Annotated in this window: 12 protein-coding genes; 6 read left to right on the top strand and 6 right to left on the bottom strand. The window is 47.8% G+C overall.

Features of this window, described 5'->3' with window-relative positions:
• Window positions 1–70: 70 nt before the first annotated feature.
• Together QUB37_RS22370 and ebsA are read right to left on the bottom strand one after the other, a co-directional pair.
• On the bottom strand, window positions 71–5,926 hold the full coding sequence (locus QUB37_RS22370; protein WP_333166262.1) for a choice-of-anchor L domain-containing protein: 5,856 nt from the start codon (window positions 5,924–5,926) through the stop codon (window positions 71–73).
• Between the two features lie 989 nt (window positions 5,927–6,915).
• Window positions 6,916–7,290: a type IV pilus biogenesis protein EbsA gene (gene ebsA, locus QUB37_RS22365; protein ID WP_006634686.1), complete on the bottom strand. Its 375-nt coding sequence runs from the start codon at window positions 7,288–7,290 to the stop codon at window positions 6,916–6,918.
• Between the two features lie 246 nt (window positions 7,291–7,536).
• Here ebsA and QUB37_RS22360 point away from each other — a divergent pair, with 246 nt between their 5' ends.
• The 3 genes from QUB37_RS22360 to QUB37_RS22350 all read left to right on the top strand — a co-directional run bounded on the left by QUB37_RS22360 (window position 7,537) and on the right by QUB37_RS22350 (window position 11,590).
• Window positions 7,537–9,054, top strand: a complete 1,518-nt coding sequence (locus QUB37_RS22360; RefSeq protein ID WP_333166259.1) for a glycosyltransferase family 2 protein — start codon at window positions 7,537–7,539, stop codon at window positions 9,052–9,054.
• Between the two features lie 326 nt (window positions 9,055–9,380).
• Window positions 9,381–10,610 (top strand): succinate--CoA ligase subunit beta, encoded by a 1,230-nt coding sequence (locus QUB37_RS22355; protein WP_333166256.1) that lies wholly within the window; start codon window positions 9,381–9,383, stop codon window positions 10,608–10,610.
• An 83-nt stretch (window positions 10,611–10,693) separates the two neighbouring features.
• Complete coding sequence (locus QUB37_RS22350) at window positions 10,694–11,590, top strand: CoA-binding protein (RefSeq protein WP_333166253.1); 897 nt, start codon at window positions 10,694–10,696, stop codon at window positions 11,588–11,590.
• Between the two features lie 228 nt (window positions 11,591–11,818).
• Here QUB37_RS22350 and QUB37_RS22345 read toward each other — a convergent pair whose 3' ends face one another.
• Window positions 11,819–12,520 (bottom strand): alpha/beta hydrolase, encoded by a 702-nt coding sequence (locus QUB37_RS22345; RefSeq protein ID WP_333166250.1) that lies wholly within the window; start codon window positions 12,518–12,520, stop codon window positions 11,819–11,821.
• A gap of 275 nt (window positions 12,521–12,795) precedes the next feature.
• Between QUB37_RS22345 and hpsL the strand changes: the two genes are divergently transcribed.
• On the top strand, window positions 12,796–14,460 hold the full coding sequence (gene hpsL / locus QUB37_RS22340) for a hormogonium polysaccharide biosynthesis protein HpsL (RefSeq protein WP_333166248.1): 1,665 nt from the start codon (window positions 12,796–12,798) through the stop codon (window positions 14,458–14,460).
• A 141-nt stretch (window positions 14,461–14,601) separates the two neighbouring features.
• Here hpsL and QUB37_RS22335 read toward each other — a convergent pair whose 3' ends face one another.
• Genes QUB37_RS22335 through QUB37_RS22325 form a run of 3 tightly spaced genes read right to left on the bottom strand, consistent with a single transcriptional unit; the run spans window position 14,602 to window position 17,230 of the window.
• Window positions 14,602–15,870, bottom strand: a complete 1,269-nt coding sequence (locus QUB37_RS22335) for a hypothetical protein (protein ID WP_333166246.1) — start codon at window positions 15,868–15,870, stop codon at window positions 14,602–14,604.
• Between the two features lie 44 nt (window positions 15,871–15,914).
• Window positions 15,915–16,361 carry a hypothetical protein gene (locus tag QUB37_RS22330; RefSeq protein ID WP_333166244.1) on the bottom strand — a complete coding sequence of 149 codons (447 nt, stop codon included), beginning with the start codon at window positions 16,359–16,361 and terminating at the stop codon, window positions 15,915–15,917.
• Complete coding sequence (locus QUB37_RS22325) at window positions 16,358–17,230, bottom strand: ParA family protein (protein ID WP_242725262.1); 873 nt, start codon at window positions 17,228–17,230, stop codon at window positions 16,358–16,360. Before QUB37_RS22325 ends, QUB37_RS22330 begins: the two co-directional genes overlap by 4 nt.
• Window positions 17,231–17,382: 152 nt before the next feature.
• Between QUB37_RS22325 and QUB37_RS22320 the strand changes: the two genes are divergently transcribed.
• Together QUB37_RS22320 and QUB37_RS22315 are read left to right on the top strand one after the other, a co-directional pair.
• Window positions 17,383–18,570: an AAA family ATPase gene (locus QUB37_RS22320; protein ID WP_333166241.1), complete on the top strand. Its 1,188-nt coding sequence runs from the start codon at window positions 17,383–17,385 to the stop codon at window positions 18,568–18,570.
• Complete coding sequence (locus QUB37_RS22315; RefSeq protein ID WP_333166239.1) at window positions 18,570–19,103, top strand: DUF4276 family protein; 534 nt, start codon at window positions 18,570–18,572, stop codon at window positions 19,101–19,103. The genes QUB37_RS22320 and QUB37_RS22315 overlap by 1 nt, the downstream gene beginning before the upstream one ends.
• Window positions 19,104–19,114 lie beyond the last annotated feature (11 nt).

Raw genomic sequence — 19,114 nt, 5'->3', positions numbered from 1 at the left:
GATGCCAGCCCGATCGCAATTCAAGGGCTGTAGATTGATTTGCCTTGGGCGGATCTACAGTGCTTTCCTCTCAGCTACCGAGTCGCAAAATTTGAACGAAATCGGACGGCGCGATCGCACTCGCTTGCACCCCATTCAAAACTGCTAAGAGCTCCCCAGAGTTAGAAATTCTTATGAAAGTTGTGGGACTGGCCTCTTGCCCGTCTGTGCCTTGGCTAATACTCAGTTGAGTGAAAGTCAAACCGCCCGCTAAACTCAGCAAATCTTCCCCTTTCCTGAAGTCGGATATTACATCACTTCCTTGTGCGGGTGTCAAGACAAATAAGTCGCGTCCGCTGCCGCCGAGCAAAGTATCGCTGCCCTCATCGCCAATCAGCACGTCGTCGCCAGCACCGCCGACCAAGCTGTCACTGTCTTTGCCTCCCAAAATCGTATCGTCGCCAGCATCGCCGTTGATGGTATCGCTGCCTTCATTGCCGAACAGCAGGTCATTACCAGCACCGCCACACACTTGGTCTTGACCGCCAGCAATGCCGACAGGCAGGGGGCTGCCAATATCCCCAAACACCGTGTCATCGCCCTCGCCGCCACAGATAGAGTCATTGCCTTGGTCGCCGAACAGCGAGTCGCTGCCCGAGTCGCCTAAAACTACATCGTTGCCCTTGCCACCGCGCGCAGTATCGTTGCCGTCACCGCCAGAAATGGTATCAGAGGCATCCTGACCGCAAAGGCTGTCGTTTCCCTTGGCACCCAATAACAAGTCGTTCCCGGCGCTATCGCGGTCAGATTCGCTGTTGGTGCCACCGTAGAGGCTGTCGTTTCCCTCCTCGCCCACAACAGTGTCAGAACCCCGTCCGCCCCAAATCAGGTCGTTATCTTTGCCACCGAAACCAGCGTCGTTGCCCTTACCGCCGAAAATAGTGTCGTAGCCGGCTTGACCATTAAGGTAGTCGTCGCCGGGCCCGCCCAACAGCAAGTCGCGATCGACCTGTGGTCCAACAGGAATGTTGCTGATCAATCCGCCAAATAGGTTGTCGTTGCCTGCCAAACCGACAAGAACATCGTCTCCGCCCAAACCGTTGATGCCGTCACTGTCACTGGTGCCAGTGAGGATCTCGTTTGTATCCGTACCAGCCAGGTTGTTTTGAACAAGATTGAAACCGTGAAGAGGACTGATCTCCGGTAAGGTAATTTGCGCGCAAATGCAATCTGGATCTTCAGTTGGCGGCAGGGTGGGGACGGGAGTTGGTTCGGGGATTGGGGTTGGGGCTGGAGTTGGTGCTGGAGTTGGTGCTGGTGTCGGCGTCGGCGGCACGATAATTGTGGGCGAAAAGTTGATGACTGGTGCTGGAGTTGGTGCTGGTGTCGGCGTCGGCGGCACGATAATTGTGGGCGAAAAGTTGATGACTGGTGCTGGTGTCGGGGAAGAGATGTCGTTGTCGGCGATGGTGACAGTAACTGGTGCGATCGCCACTGGCAAGTATTCGGCCGCGCTGCCGGAGGCGACGCTGTGATTGATCGTGCCACTGTGCGCTCCTTCTACAACAGTGTCGTCGGTTGCTTTGACGGTGACTGTTTGCGGTGCATCCCAATTAGCCGGAGTGAAAGTAATGGGAGCGATCGCATCTATTTGACTGCCTGCAGCGAAATTGACCGTAACGTTAGCTGTCGGCGCTTTGGTAAGGACTATGCTGTAGCTGCCTGCTACACCGCCTTCTGCTGCATTGGTGCTGTTAGGAGTGACGGCAATGCCGGGGGAGTCGTTGTCGATAATCAACACATCGACTGGAGAAATACCGATATTGTTGTAAGCCAGATCCGTGCTGCTAGCGCTTGCTGCGATCGTACTCAGGTGTGTTCCTTCGACGGCGGAGTCGTCGGTTGCTTTGACAGTGGCGGTTTGAGGCAGGTTCCAGTTAGCCACAGTGAAGGTGAAGGAGGCGATCGCTTCTATTTGACTGTCTGTCGCGAAGCTAACTTTAACGTCGCTTGAAGGCTGCTCCGTTAATACCGCGCTGTAACTGCCATTTGCACCGCCTTCTGCTGCATAAGTAGTTGTGGGAGTAATTTTTACCCCGGCCGTCGAGGTAGCTGTGTCGTTGTCGGCGATGGTGACAGTAACTGGTGCGATCGCCACTGGCAAGTATTCGGCCGCGCTGTCGGCGGCAACGCTGGAAAGAATGAACCCGCTGTGCGCTCCTTCTACAACAGTGTCGTCGGTTGCTGTCACCGCTACTGTTTGCGGTGCATCCCAATTAACCGGAGTGAAAACGAGCGGAGCGATCGCATCTATTTGACTGCCCGCAGCGAAATTGACCGTAACGTTAGCTGTCGGCGCTTTGGTAAGGACAATGTTGTAGCTGCCTGCTACACCGCCTTCTGCTGCATTGGTGCTGTTAGGAGTGACGGCAATGCCGGGGGAGTCGTTGTCGATAATCAACACATCGACTGGAGAAATACCGATATTGTTGTAAGCCAGATCAGTGCTGCTAGCGCTTGCTGCGATCGTACTCAGGTGCGTTCCTTCGACGGCGGAGTCGTCGGTTGCTTTGACAGTAGCGGTTTGAGGCAGGTTCCAGTTAGCCACAGTGAAGGTGAAGGAGGCGATCGCTTCTATTTGATTGCCTGTCGCGAAGCTAACTTTAACGTCACTTTTTGGCTGGCTGTTGAGGGCTACTTGATAGGTGTCGGTTGCGCCGCCTTCGGCGACTATGGTGCTGCCGCCTGTTTGGGTAACAGTCACGCCAGCAGGAGCAGTAGTAGCTGTGTCGTTGTCGGCGATGGTGACGCTAACTGGTGCGATCGCCACGGGCAAGTATTCGGCCGCGCTGCCAGGGGCGACGCTGTGATTGATCGTGCCGCTGTGCCCTCCTTCTACAACAGTGTCGTCGGTTGCTGTCACCGTTACTGTTTGTGGTGTATCCCAATTAGCCGGAGTGAAAGTAATGGGAGCGATCGCATTTATTTGACTGCCCGCAGCGACATTGACGGTAACGTTAGCTGTCGGCGCTTTGGTAAGGACTATGCTGTAGCTGCCTGCTACACCGCCTTCTGCTGCATTGGTGCTGTTAGGAGTGACGGCAATGCCGGGGGAGTCGTTGTCGATAATCAACACATCGACTGGAGAAATACCGATATTGTTGTAAGCCAGATCCGTGCTGCTAGCGCTTGCTGCGATCGTGCTCAGGTGCGTTCCTTCGACGGCGGAGTCGTCGGTTGCTTTGACAGTGGCGGTTTGAGGCAGGTTCCAGTTATCTGAGGTGAAGGTGAAGGAGGCGATCGCTTCTATTTGACTGTCTGTCGCGAAGCTAACTTTAACGTCACTTGAAGGCTGCTCCGTTAATACCGCGCTGTAACTGCCATTTGCACCGCCTTCTGCTGCATAAGTAGTTGTGGGAGTAATTTTTACCCCGGCCGTCGAGGTAGCTGTGTCGTTGTCGGCGATGGTGACAGTAACTGGTGCGATCGCCACTGGCAAGTATTCGGCCGCACTGCCGGAGGCGACGCTGTGATTGATCGTGCCACTGTGCGCTCCTTCTACAACAGTGTCGTCGGTTGCTGTCACCGTTACTGTTTGTGGTGCATCCCAGTTAGCCGGAGTGAAAACGAGCGGAGCGATCGCATTTATTTGACTGCCCGCAGCGACATTGACGGTAACGTTAGCTGTCGGTTGAGTATTGAGGGAGACTTCGTAACTGCCTGTCACGCCGCCTTCGGCAGCAGTCGTGCTCGCAGGAGTAATTGTGATGCTGGGCGTATTGGGAGTAGCGACATCGTTATCGGTGATGCTGACTGTTACCGGCGCGATCGCCACTGGCAGATATTCCGCCGCACTATCGGCGGCAATGCTGTGGTCGATCGTGCCTGTGTGCAGCCCTTCGACTAAACTGTCGTCGGTAGCTTTCACCGTGACTATCTGCGGTAGGTTCCAGTTATCTGAGGTGAAAGTAAATGTGGAAATCGAATCGATTTGAATGCCCGTGTTGAAGTTGACATTAACAGGCGCAGTCGGTTTGCTAGTTAGCGCTACCTTGTAACTGCCTGTGGCGTCGCCTTCGGTAGCAGTCGTGCTCGCAGGAGTAATTGTGACTCCGGCGGTATCGTTGTCGGTAATTTGGGCCGTCACCGAGGCAGTAGCAATCAGGTCGTATTTCGCGTCTGTACTGGTGACTTGGTGTGCGATCGTACTGGAGTGCGTGCCTTGAGCTACACCATCGTCCACGGCTTGCACATTCACCAGTTGAGGCACGTTCCAGTTGTCGGGAGTAAAGTTGAGAACGATCGGGTTTCCGCCTCCAGTCCCCAGGTCGCTTTGGGCGTCGGGCGAAGCGGTGACAGTAACATCGGCAGCAGGCTGGCTGGTCAATACCGCCGTATAGCTATCCGTAGCCCCACCTTCGCCGATTTTGGTGGTGCCGCCAGTCTCGGTAATTTTTACGCTCGGTGTGTCGTTGTCGGTAATGTTAGCGGTGAGGGTAGCAGTCGCAGTACCATCAACGGTAATTGGAACCGCAGCACCGTCGTAATTGGCGTCTACACTACTGGCTGTGTGAGCGATCGCGCTAGTGTGAGGAGATGCTTCCGCTATTTGATCGTCCACTGCCTCGATCGTAACGGTTTGCGGCACATTCCAGTTGTTGGGGGTAAAGTTGAGGGTGAGAGGGACACCAGTACCGACTCCCAAGTCTGTCTGGGTATCAGGGTCAACATTGACGATTACAAGGTCACTAGGCTGGCTTTGGAGTACGACTGTATATGTGTCTGAAGTACCGCCTTCTGCGACATCCGCACCCGCTGTTGAGGTGATTATGATGCCTGCGGTGTCATTATCAGTGAGAATATCCAGATTGGCGGTGTTCTGAACAACACCAATCCTAGCATTGGTGGGATTGGCTAAGGTGAGGGTGAGGTTTTCGGTGGGTTCAACTAAGCTATCATTATTGATCGGAACGGTGAGGGTAGCAGTGGTTTGATTGGTCAGAAAAGTGATAGTTTGGGTAGTGAAAGTAAAATCTATTCCGTCTCCCAAGGTAGCCCCGCCTGTAGCGCTGCCGTTGCTTAATTTTACGTCTACAGTGGAATTTCCCTGGGCTATGCCGGTGCGGTTGATGGTAATGTTTGCTTCAACTAATGTCCCATCTTCGTTGACGTAATAGTTGGGTTGAGAGAAATTGAAGACGGGAGGAGCGTAGATCAACACTGCCGAGTCCAAGCTCGAATCGCTAGTGTCAGCGATCGCTAATCTCAGCTTACTGCGGACATTTGGGATGACGAATACTTGTGGCGTTGATAGCACTTTTGTAAAACCATCCCAGGTTGTTTTAAAAATCTGTGGAGTCGACGTGTTGTCAACGTATAACGCTGGGTTTTGCGGTGGGAAATCGGGGGTTGGGGGGTTTGTGTTGGGGTTGCCGGCTTTGCCGTTATTAATATTGTTAACGGAAACAAGTTGCTTTTCAGTTCCCGGAATTGCGGAAATGAATACGTCATTTAGGTAAAAGCCAAATACATCGTTGAATTCTGTATTTACATACTCGTTATACTCCTCAGAAGCAAACACGTATTCCAAACTAAACTGGTTTTGCTTGGGTATAAACTCGAATTCGAGAACGGCAGCATCATTAGTAGTGGTCGAACTTGAGTTCGTATCCACAAGAAGCTGACTAAGAGCAGCATCCCCATCCTTAACATTAAACCCACCCAGGTCTATACTAGATTCGGGATTTGCGATATCTCCTGTGCTGAAAATAACACCTGCTTCAAGATTTAGGCCGTCGGAAATACCTCCCCCGAAACTGCCTGCGGCCCGATTATCACCCGTGTATTTCACACTACCAGGAACGACTGAGCCTGAGTCCCCAATAATAAATTGAGCGAGTTGGTCAGCAGTGATACCACTATTAAGATCATTAGTTATCAGAGCCATAATACACCTCTTGGAAAAATTGCTAGGTTTTCATTTGTAGCTACAATATCTTCTTATATGTAGCGTTCTCTCTGTTATGCACTTACTCAAAATTATCTAGGAGTAATTACAATAACTGATATTTGACGTTTTTCTACTTAAGTGTTTGCTAAATAGTGGCTAGAAGGAATTGCTATAATTTAATTCGGCTTTCAGCGGCTTACTTGCAAAATTTAAGCATGACAGTACGATCGCCCTAATGGCGTTTGAGAAATTGTCTCAGAGAACCCATAACAAAAAAAATCAGGACTTATATTAAATCCCTTTGATCGCAAGATTACTTAAAATTCTTGCTGATGACACGTGGGATTATTTAATCTATTTTCGTAGAAATTAACTCATCCTAATTTGGTTCTCATCCTCGCATATCTCAGTAATATTGCTGAGTTTTTTTACAAAAATTAATACATGAAAAAAGTTCGGAGTTTGGTGCGAAAAATGTGTCTTGCCTCACATTTTGCACCTATCCGAAATAGGTTTTTGCGCTTTTCCCACAACAAATACAGCAGTTTTCAATTGGATGAAATACAGGTAGGGACTCAGGTAAAGCCTGAGTCCCTACGGGAAATCTGTATCACGCTCAACAGAAAACTGCGGTAGATTTACTTACTTTACCAATGGGGATAAGTGCTGGCTCCCAAAGGGATTATTGAGAATGATCCAAGAACTCACTTACTATTTCCACTTCTCAAATAGGGCTGGCGCACCAATCATGTAATATTGCCGTCGTGGCTTTACACTATTGATGCGCCAGTTATAGCGCCCGTCAATCGATTTTAGATTTTAGATTTTAGATTTTAGATTGAAGAAAGCTACCCCACTGATAAATCCGGGGGTTTGCGATCGGGAGCGAGGAGCTTTTTTATCGATCCCCGAATCAATCCGGGGGCCCCGGATTAAATTGCTTGATTGTCAATGGCGGACTTTCGGGAGTGCGGCTGCGGTGAAAGTTATTCATCCATTCGCATCAGCTTGCGGTAAAACGTTTTAGAAAAATCGACGGTACGAGTTCGCTGAAAAGTAAGGAGAACCTCAATTAAGCAACTAACAAACTCAGAGCTTTGCATAGTCACTTCGTAGCTGAGTTCAGCATTGCCGTCAAACAACACCCGACAGCGGGTTAAGTCGATCGGCAGCGACGAGATATTCCAACTAGCGACAAACGGCACGCTCTCCCCGCCGTCAATTTTTCTTGCCCCCTCCAAGCTTTTGAGCTTGTAGAGGCCAATAGCGTGCGGTAAAAACTTGCGCCTAGGCTCTTGACAGAAAGGCGCGTAGACTTTCACTTCTTTGTCATCGGCTGGCTTGAGTTGAGGAATAGACATATTTCCACCTCAGACAATTATTACTAACAGATAGTTTAGATCCCCAGAAAAAACTAGCAGATATTCCAGGTCGATCGCAAGCAAAAGTCAACCCAAATACTCTATGCAGTGCCCCTTTACCAGGGCCGTACAAGCACCGAACCCGCTGGTTGTCCTCCCGTCCGCTTTCGACAAAAGCCCAGAAACTGATACAGTAGATGCTTATATCTAAAATCAAAAACTATTGGTGGTTGAATCAAGTAACCTATGCAGGAGAGTTCTTGGCCAGAAAACGACGCTCGCAGCGAGCTTAACTTGGACATCTCTGATTTAGCTCAAGAAGAGCTCAAGAGTTTGACCTCGCACTCGAAGCTCAGCAAAGTATTTGCTATACCAGACATTGGCGACAGGGTGTTTGACGCGGAAACAAAAGCAGAGCTCCCGGTTGCGGTGTCTATGCCGGGAACTCCCTCTTTTCCTCAAAATCTGTACCGGGGACGCCGCGGAAAAGCTGCCGCAGTGCTGACTGCGATTTGGGCCGGCACGATCGCCCTGCACTTGATTTCTTGGGGTGCGTGGGTAGTGTGGGGGTTGACGGGACTGCTGTGGATGCACGCATTTCGAGTTTTGTTTGCTTCGCCCAAGCCCGCACTGCCGCCTCTTGCCGATGAAAGTCGAGAGGATTGGCCTTATGTGTCGCTGCTGGTGGCCGCGAAAAATGAGGAGGCGGTGATTGCCCGATTCGTAGAATCCATCTGCAATGTAGACTATCCGATCGACCGCTACGAGGTTTGGGCGATCGACGATCACAGCAGCGACGACACGCCGCTAGTATTGGAACAGCTAACCAAAAAGTACCCTCAGCTCAAAATATTTCGCAGAGGAGCAAATGCCAGCGGCGGCAAGTCGGGAGCCCTGAATCAAGTGTTGCCGCTGACTCGCGGGGAATTTGTCGGCATATTTGACGCCGACGCGACGGTAACGCCGGATTTGCTGCGCCGGGTGCTGCCAGTGTTCCAAGGAGAAAAGGTAGGGGCTGTGCAAGTCAGAAAAGCCATCGCCAATGCTTCGGTAAATTTGTGGACTCGCGGCCAAGAAGCAGAAATGGCTCTCGACAGTTTTTTCCAGCAGCAGCGGATTGCGATCGGCGGCATTGGAGAATTGCGCGGTAACGGCCAATTCATGCGTCGCACCGCCTTGGAAAGCTGCGGAGGCTGGAACGAGGAGACGATTACCGACGACCTGGATTTGACGGTGAGGCTGCACCTAGACCGATGGGACATTGAATTTCTCGCTTTCCCAGCCGTGTCAGAAGAAGGAGTCACTAACGCTCGCGCTCTGTGGCACCAGCGCAATCGCTGGGCAGAAGGCGGCTATCAGCGTTATCTTGACTACTGGCGGCTAATTTTGCGGAACCGCATGGGAACTGGGAAAACTTGGGATTTATTTGGATTTTGGGTATCTCAATATTTCTTACCCACAGTAGCCCTACCCGACTTTGTGATGTCAATTGCGCTGCGCCGGATGCCGATCGCCAGTCCCATAACTTTTATGACCCTTACATTGTCGGTGGTGGGAATGTTTGTCGGTTTGCGCCGCACTCGCAAAGAGACCAAATTTGACGTTAAAAGAGTTTTTGTCACCTTGCTGCAAACGCTGCGGGGTACTGTGTATATGTTCCACTGGCTGCTGGTAGGGACTGTGACGGCTCGGATTGCGGTACGACCCAAGCGGCTCAAATGGGTCAAAACCGTCCATCAAGGCGCTGTTAATAGCATCAAGTAAACAATTCACAGAAATATCTCGGCACAGTATCGCCGAAAATCCGAAGATTTTCCGAGGCAAAAAAACACCAACGCTCGCCAAATATCTCCCCGCCAGAGCCACCAGTAAAATTTGGCAATTCCGAGAAAAAAACTCTTTGGTAATAGGTAATCGGCGAGCGGTAATAGCGAATAAGTAATCGGCCATACAAAAGTCGAAAATTAAAAGATAAAAGCGAGAATTTTTAACTTTTAACTTGACAAAAAACCAATTACTATCTATTAATTATGAATTGCCAATTAGGACGAATTGCTTGTTGCCAACTACCCGTCACCCGTAATTGATAAATGGATTTGTTAGAGTACCAAGCTAAATCTTTATTTCGCCAGATGGCAATTCCGATTTTGCCGTCGCAGCAGATTGACAATCCCGCCGACCTCAAAGGACTGAAAATTCCTTACCCCGTTGTACTCAAATCGCAAGTGCGGGCTGGGGGACGGGGCAGGGCAGGCGGTATCAAGTTTGTAGAAAATACGATCGATGCAGTAGCAGCCGCCCAAACAATTTTTAATTTGCCGATCGAGGATGAATATCCCCAAGTCCTGCTGGCAGAAGCTAAGTATAACGCCGACCAAGAATTGTACTTAGCGGTACTCCTAGACCCCGTAGCGCGACGCCCGGTTCTTTTGGGTTCGAGCCAAGGAGGTATGGATGTCGAAGGGTCGATCGAGCAAATGCAGCAAGTTGCCGTAGATCAAGAATTTTCCCCATTCTACGCGAGGCGTCTAACACTGAAAATGGGATTGCAGGGAGACTTGATTCAATCGGTGAGCACCATTGTCGAAAAAATGTACCGGCTGTTTGCCGAAAAAGATTTAGATTTAGTAGAAATCAATCCTCTCGGCATCAGCCCAAGGGGAGAGGTAATGGCTTTAGACGGTAAAGTCACCGCCAACGACGATGCCTTGGGACGACATCCAGATTTGGCAGCACTCTCGGAGAAGAAGCAAAGCAGCGGGTTGGCACGGGAAAGAAGAAGTCCCCATGCTGGGGGCGATCGCTCCCATTCCCACTCGAAGGTTCAGCAGTCGCCGGAGTTTGACCCCAAATCTAAATCCCCAATCTCGAATTCCGAATCCCTGCAATTAATCGAACTAGACGGGAATATCGCGATTTTGTGCAACGGAGTGGGCCTGACAATGGCAACTTTAGATGCTGTAACCCACCAAGGAGGAAAACCCGCTAATTTTGTGAATATTGGTTCCCTAGACCGCTACGATGCAGCAAATGCCCTACGCGATCGCGTGGAGTTGGGTCTGGAGTTAGTCGCTCAGGATAAAAGCGTTAAGGTGATACTTGTAAACATTTTGGGCAGCGCCTCCAAGACGGAGGAAATAATCGCCGCAGTAGCCGGCTATTTGGAACGGAAAGCTCGCGCTAACCGCCACATCCAAGTTGTGCTGCGGCTGGTAGAGATCGATGCTGATGCTGTTAAAAAGCGTTTGGGACAGTTGCCGGTGCAGCTAGCTAGCACTTTGGATGAGGCCGCGGCCGCTTCTGTATCCTCCGCCAAGTAGCGACAGTCGATCGGCAAAAGACGAGAGTTATGGACAGACGAAGGCCTTCTGCTTTTTAAAGATCGAGTGTCAAGTGGGAAAAAATGAATTTAACTCCTGAAAGCAAAGTCCTAGTACAGGGCATTACAGAATCTCCCGCGTCCACCCGCGCCGCCCTGATGATGAAAGCATACGGCACGAATGTAGTCGCCGGTGTTAGTCCCGGTCGGGGGGGGCTGGAAGTGGAGGGAATTCCGATTTTTGATTTGGTAGAACAAGCAGTGGCTGCAGTGGGTCACGTTGACACTGCGGTAATTTTGGTAGACGCTTACTCGGTGCTGGATGCTGCTTTAGAAGCGATCGCCGGAGGAATTCGGCAAATCGTGATCGTTACTGGGGGAGTGCCTCCTCTGGATATGGTGCACTTAGTCAGAAAAGCAGAAGCCACCGAAACTTTGGTAATCGGGCCCAACAGTCCGGGGATTATTGTGCCCAACAAACTCCTGCTGGGAACTCACCCCAAGGAATTTTACACTCCCGGCCAGGTGGGAGTGATCAGCCGCAGCAGCACTTTGACTTACGAAGTTGCCCTAGAACTGACGGAGGCTGGGTTGGGACAGTCGATGGCGGTTTGTATTGGCTGCGACGCAATTGTCGGTTCTTCTTTTATGCAGTGGCTGCAACTTTTGGACGAAGACGACAGTACGGAAGCGATGGTTTTGGTAGGGGAAGTTGGCGGGTGGAGTGAACAAGCTGCTGCTTCTTACATCGCTTCGGCGATCGACAAACCCGTGGTTGCTTATCTAGCCGGCCGCTACGCTCCCAAGGGGCCGTCTTTGGGCCACGCCGGCATCCTGATCAGTTCTAGGGCTGCTGCCCAGAAAGCCTTTGGAGTTACGGCCCCAAACAAAATGGCTGCCTTTGAAGAGGCGGATATACCTGTGGCGGCTCGACCTTCAGAGATTCCTAAGTTGCTCAAAAAATTGCTAAAGAAAAATTGATTGCTTTGGGAGTTTTCACACAAGTCCTAACCCTCTTGGGGGTTGGGATATGGGTAGGGCGGGGGCGGGTTTGGTCTCATATCATTTCCGGTTACACCGGAATGATGTTGACTGTTGACAGTGAACTCGGATTTACTATTCCGATGCTAAGGGATTTGATATCAAAAGTGTCTGCAGAATGCCACAAGAGCCGCTTCAACCCGCCTTTAGGACACATTTATGATTTTTTTACCAAAGCCCTCTGACTGGCGTCACAGGCTGCGGTGCGGGTGCTGGCAAGGGCGCGACGCGGCGCGGCGCTGGAGGCGGAGTTGTTGGCTGCACGCTGCGGCGAGGTTCGATCGGACTTTCGGTGCGATTTGTTTCAGTTGTGCGAGTTGTCGATCGCGTCACATCTTCAAGCAGGCTTCGCAGAGTTCCGGCTATACTCTGAACTTTCCCAACAGCGGTGCGAAGGCTGGCAACATCTACGTAAACCTCGTTGAGAGGATACTTTTTCAGGATTTCTAGCAGCGATACCTTACCGTCATCCCCGGATGCCAGGATCATCGCTGCCCGCAAAGCTTTCCCGCTTTCTGTGCGGCGCTGAGTCCGAATTGCTTGACCGATGTCGTCAGTGATTTTTTCTCCTGGGGTGCTGTAAACTACCCTGGCCAGATTAGCAGGCTTTAAACCAATTTCTAAACCCATGAACCCCCGCAGTATTTGCGCGTCCATTTTGGAGAACCGGATAATTTGTTGGAGAGTTGGCGTCGTCGTGCCGTTTTTAGCAAAGTCTTCTAAGTCGCTGATATTGATGGCTTGTCTGATCGGGCCAAAGGTGAGGACCACTTTTTCTGCCCCTAATGCTCTACTACTGCTAGATAATATGCTCCCGCTTGTTCCTAAAAGTAGGGCAATGCCGATCGATACAAATTTTGTTAATTTCATATTCACCGCTACATTAAAATTATTTTTTCGAGATTTGTACATTTTTGTACATTATAGATGCAGCAGTTATATTCTACAAGGTCGCCAGTGTGATTTGTGCCTGCGTCACACCCACAATCTCGACCGAGACTTTTTCTCATCTTGACTTTAAGAATAAGTAACCATATCGGCAGACATATTTTTGATTCTCTTCATTCTGCCTTCTACCTTGTACATCAGAGTGCCTTGTACATCAGAGTGCCTTCAGCCTTCTACATAAGTGCCTTTTAGAAGTTATGTTGAAAACCAAGCGCAAATCCAAAAAATCTAAACAAAAGCACAGCGAAAAAACCACAGCGCTCAGCAAAAAAGAAGTAGCAGCACAAAAACGCAAAACTTCACAAAAGCGCAATGAATTGGTGCAGGCGATCGCCATAAGCTGCTTAGTCACCGTTGTTCTCAGCATCCCCCTGTTGTTCGTAGCCGGCCCTAAGATTGCAATTGCAGGAGGCGGAGCCACAGCCATCTTGCTGCTTTCCTACAAATACCCCCGTCAAGCTTTGTGGGCTTTTCTAATTTACCTGCCTTTCAGTGGTACAATTACCTACGCAATTGGCGGCGGAAATGCTGCTTTTCAAGTAGCCAAAGATGCTTTCTACATACCAGCTCTCATCGCCCTAATTCAAAGCTGCAAAAAGAAACAGTTGCGCCTGTTCATTCCCAAACAAATGCTTTCTACCTTTAGCATCCTGTTGATGATGGCAATGCTGACTTTAATTTTTGTCAACGGGGAGATGCAGCTCAACCCTATGAAAGGCGACAAACCAATTCTGCAAGGAATTCTCGGCTTAAAAGTATTGATAGGTTACATACCGCTGATTGCTTGTACCTATTATCTGCTCCGCACCAAGAAGGATTTGGTATTTTTTAGTCGAATGCACATCGTTTTGGCGATCGTTTGCTGCCTTCTCGGTTTGATTCAGTACCTGTTGCTGCAAAGTGGAAAGTGTGCAGGAACCAGAGGAATGACCGGAGCCGAATTATATAAAGCAACGCTGGAAGCTAGATGTTTTGTCGGCGGTTCTTTGGTGTTCAGTCCAGAAGTCAAGATGGTCCGCTTGCCGGGAACTTTTGTCGCGCCTTGGCAGTGGGCGTGGTTTTTAATTTCTAATGCTTTTTTAACCTTTGCCTCTGCCTTTTGCGACCCTTCATTCTGGTGGCGAGTTATCGGTTTATTTGGCATGGCATTAGTATTTGCCAATGCAGTTATTTCGGGTCAAAGAGCTGCTTTAATTATGGTTCCCCTTGCTACAGCAATCCTGCTAGTTCTCACCGGTCAATTAGTTAATTTAAAACGATTTATTCCCGTCGGTGCAGGACTGGCGATTCTGCTATTTGTCGGTGCAGCTATTAACCCGGGAATTGTCGAGCAACGGTGGGATAGTTTTGTTAGTCGCTGGAATGCTGCACCGCCCCAGCAGTTTCTCTTTAATCAGTTCGAGCAGAGCAACAATTTTATCATTGACAAACCTCTTGGTAAAGGTGTGGGACGAGCCACTAATTCAACGCGAATATTTGGTGCCACGCAGCTAATTGAAACTTTCCAACCTAAGTTGATATACGAACTCGGTTATCCGGGAATGATTAGTTTTCAGGTAATGCTTTTACACTTAGCTTTTCTAACTTTTAGAGCTTACCGATCTGTCAAGGACAAAAGTTTGCGGAGTTACGGAGCTAGTTTTTGGGTGTTTGTTGCATTTATTACGATCAATACTCAATACTATCCGCTGGATGTAGATCCAGTGTCCGTGTATTATTGGGTTTTAGCTGGGGCGATTTTAAAGTTGCCCAAAATTGATAAACAGGTGCAGGATGAAAAACACCAGGAAGTTGATTCAAATGAATTGCAAGTTCAGCAGCCATTAAAGGAGAAAAAAATTATTGCATCTTCCCCAATTTGAGAATATTTTTGAGTTTTGAGTTTGGTGGATTCTTTCTTGTTCAGTAACCCGCTTTCGCTCCAAGGCGATGCAAAGATAGCCCGCCCTGCTAGGTTTATCTGTACTAAAACCCACCCCAGCAGCATATTTTGGCTTTTAACTTCACTGCGGTTGCCAAACCGGAGTGCCAGCATTCAAATCCTTGTCATTTGTCAATTTAGTCAATGCCGAACCGTCTCGATTAATTACATACAAGTTGCTTTTGTCTCCTTGGATTTCGTTAAATATAAAAGCAATTTGCTGGCTGTCAGAAGACCAAGCTAATTGAGAAATTCCCGACGGTTTTAGCCGGGTAGCTAGTTGATTTAGCTGGTTCCCGTCAGCATTGATTGTGTAGAGTTTTTGATTATTGAACTCTCCGGCGACGAAAGCAATAAATTTGCCATCGGGCGACCACGAAAGTTCGTCGTAGTTTCTGGGTTTTCGGGTGAGATTCTTGGCTGTCCCCCGGTTAATGTCGAGCAGGTAAATATCTTGCTGTTCGCCTGATGAATCGCCAGGTTTATTGTAATAGTAAGCAATGCGGCTGCTGTCTGGCGACCAAAATATTTTGACGTTGTAAACCTCATTTTGCGGGTTGTTTATCAAATTTTTGATTTGGGTTCCATCGGCATTAATTGTGTAAATTTGCTGTTTCGGATAAGCGCCAAACAGGAAAGCAATTTTTGTGTGATCGGGCGACCAAACAAGCTCACTTCCGCCGGATACATATTCGCCGGGACTTTTAGTCAGTTTGGTCATTCCCGAACCGTCGGCATTCATTTTATAAATATTTTTATCCTTAATAAATGCTACCTGCTGACCGTCCGGCGAAAGGTAAAATTCTGATGAGATTTCTGTTTTAGGCGGATATCCTCCTACTTCCAAGTTCCTAACTAATTTAGTTCCTTGGATGCCAGAAGTGCCGCTTATATAAAGTGACTGACTGCCGGGGGCATCAGAGGTAAAACCGTCGCAAGAACGGGCAAAAACAAGTTTCTGGCTGTTGGACAACCAAGCTATTGCAAAATTAGCTGCTTTGCAAGAATCCCCAGCAAACTGTTTAGTTAGTCGGGAACCGTCAGCATTGAGTGTATAGAGGTCGGTGTCTCCGCTAACGAAAGCCAGTTGCTGGCCGTTGGGCGACCAAACTAGGGTATAGCTAACATCTATATTGGGTGCTAGTTCGCGGCGGGAGGAACCGTTAGCATTGACTGCAAATAAACTGTTTCTAACCTCGCTGCCGCGCCTCTGGAGAGCCACAAACGCCAGTCTGCTTGTTTTTTGGGCTGCTGTGGTCGGAGGGCTTTGCAGGCTCAAAAACAAGGTGATTGAGAGTGTTAGGGAGATTAGGGCGATCGAGCTAAGTTGCAATAATTTATTCAAACGCATTTTGTTGGTTTATTGGTCTGTTTATCGGTCGGTTTATCTGTAGTTCACAGTGTTTGTCTGTCGATATGTCGCGACAGCCTCAAACTCTGTTTAATTCTGCCAATAATTAGCTCGAACATTTTTTTGCGGGACGGATTCTTGCTGCTGGGCGGCATCCCTAACTCGCAACACATCAAGTTCAAGTCAGTTGCATTCATTGCCAACAATTTTTGCCTCACCTCTTCTTCTTTACCATTCTTAGCTTGTAGACGCAGTTCTTCATAAACTTCTAGAACATTGGCCGCCGATAAATTCGCAGGTTTATTAACATCAGTACCCCTGGGGATATCCGAAGTTTTTGAGCCAGCAGAAATCACTCCCCGCTTGACTTGAGTCTCAAGCCGGGTTAATTTTCGAGCAACGTCCCGTAAGATTTCCTTAAGTTCGCCAATTTCCTCAACCAACCCCCCGCTTTCTTGTTCGGAAGCAGCCAAAATTTCTTTTTTACTCATTTCAGATACTCCTCACACTCGCGCCATAGTTTTTCAAATTCTCTAACTAATTCTCGCGGCAGTTCTCCCTCATTAATCGCCCGTTTTAGCCCGACGCTTTCGCGAATCGTCGATTCTAAGAATCTAACTTCTATGTTATTGTCTTTTGATATCTCATCGCAAAGTCTCTTTACTTCTCTCATGTAAAACTGAACTTCATTTGTCAGCAATCCTCCATAGATTTTAGCTTTATTCATAAACACTGCTATCTTGGGAAACGGATAAGGCTCAATCCGTTTCTGAAGCGAGTTTAAAACTAAACTCAATCCCCTAGAACCAAAATAATCTGGATTGACTGGAATTAATATTAAGTCGCAGCAAGAGAGTACGCTGTAGGTGAGGAGACTGAAGGAAGGCGAACAGTCAAAAAGCATCAAGTCATATTTGGGGAGATTGGCAGAGTTGGCGATTTTGCCGATGAATCTGCGGATGAAGTCTTTAACACTTTTCCCCTCAAATCCATCGATATCCAACCAATACAATTCTTCCACTGAAGGGACAAAATGCAACTGTTCGTCAATCTGATAAATGGTGTCGAAACCAACGGGAAATTTAAAATTTTGTCCGGCTTTTTTAAAGACTTCTAGAGCGTCGTAAATTGTAAGTCTATGCTTGAGAGATTTTTCGTACCACTTACCAAATTTATCATCTAAATGACCTGTATTTTCGTTAAGTCCGATCGCCTCTGTGAGCGACATTTGCGGATCTAAGTCTAACATCAAGACTTCTAAGTCGGTTCCTTGGGATATAATATTTCCCAGACTCCAAGTGACGGTGGTCTTTCCGACACCGCCTTTGAAGTTGATTACTGCTATTGATTTAGGACTCATGGCTGGCTTTGTTTGGATTTTGCTCAAATATAAATTAAAACATATTGTGGCGGTTAGTCGATCGCGCGATCGGGCATGAGAATCCCGATGTGTCGATTGACATAAAAAGCAGACTATGATATAGAAAACTATCATAAAATAAATAGCACCTTATGTCAAATCAACTAACTCATTTGCAAATCAAAAATTTTCGCTCACTAGCAGATGTAAACATTCAAATCAACCCTCTCAACATTATCTTCGGCCCTAATGGAGCTGGAAAAACTACATTACTCGATACCATCTGGTTTGTGCGAGACTGTGCCATCAGGGGTGTTGATTTAGCTTCTTCTGAGAGAGATCATGGGATTGGTCTGCTGTGGGATGGAGCCGATGAGGGGGAAAATATATCAATCAAAATTGTAACCCCATCGGGTGAATACGAAGTTTCATTTGGTTATTCTTCAGGTAGAATCGAACCTTTTGCGGGAGAAAAGCTTTTTTCCAATCATGATAATAAATTGATTGTTCGCATTATAGGCAGTGACAAAGCTCAGGTTTATCGTACAGACCTGCAAGAATTAGAATTCATTACACTTAGAGAACCAGAGAAATTAGCCCTAAGCCGATATGTAGCATTTGAGAATAGCGAACCCGCTGCCTCTAACATAGACAACTTATTGCGCGTTGTTCGCAACTATAACTCCCGGTCAGCTTCTTTGTTCAAGATAAAGCGATTTGGTTCAGAATCTGATTCTGGAGAGCGATTACAAGACAGGTGCGAAAATTTATGGTCAGTTTTGCGGAATTTACATGATAAGCGAGTCATTGATGAACGCTACGATACAATCATCAGTTTCATGCAAGAGAGCTTTCCAGCTTTTGATAATCTGTTTTTTGAACAAACAGGTCGATACACAGTCTATGGCAACTTCTTAGAAAAAGGACGGCGCAAACCAATTAGATCATCAGGAGTATCTGACGGTCATCTCCAGATGCTGATTAATCTCACAGCTTTGTTCTCTGAAGGACAAAATCGTTATTCACTAATTTTATTTGATGAGCCTGAAATCTCGCTTCATCCTTGGGCTTTAGCTGTTTTTGCTAAAGCTGTAAAACTCGCTACTGAAAAATGGAATAAGCAGGTTTTTATTGCGACTCATTCACCTGTATTAATTAGTCAATTTGAACCAGAAAATATTTTGACTGCGGAACTTGACAAGGAAGGAAAAACCGTCCTCAAAAGGATCAGTGAGATAGAAGGTATTCAAGATTTACTAGAAGAATATGCTACTGGATCGCTATATATGGCTGAGATGATTGCGCCTCAAAGTAAATCTGCATTAGAGGTAGCAAGTTAATGAAGAGTCACGATACTACGAGTGACCAGCACTGTTATTTTTTCAAGTTTGGATTGCTGGTAACAGGAAAAACGGAAGAGGAACACATTCCCAAGTTATTTAGAACTCTGATGGAATTGGGTATTTGCTATTTTGAAGTTATTCGCAAGGTTGAGCAGCTAGGCGTAAGAACTTCAGAGAAAAACCTTGAGATGGTTGGAAGTGGTAAAAAGATTCCTAATAATGATGTTGTAAGAATTGGATTCCCAGCGAGAGATTACTTAAAAGATCCATGTACTTATGTCCTGCTATTGGATGACCTAGAACACAATCGAACCGATCAAGCACAACAAATTTTTGAGAGATACCGAAATGCACTTGATCCTATTTTGCACGACCAAAAACACCGTGCTTCAGTTCACTTTTTAGTGAATATGCTAGAAGCATACTACTTCGCTGATGCTGCTACCGTCAATGCAGTGTTAGGAACCATTTGTGACAAGTTAAGAAAAAGTGCAAATTGTCAAGGGGGTAGACCAAAAAAGGTAAAATAGGATGAAACCTT

Origin of the sequence: Microcoleus sp. AT3-A2, assembly GCF_036705685.1 — a bacterium.
In the GTDB taxonomy this organism is placed as follows: domain Bacteria; phylum Cyanobacteriota; class Cyanobacteriia; order Cyanobacteriales; family Microcoleaceae; genus Microcoleus.
Note: the sequence above shows the minus strand (reverse complement) of the source record. Positions and strands in the feature narration are given on the sequence as shown.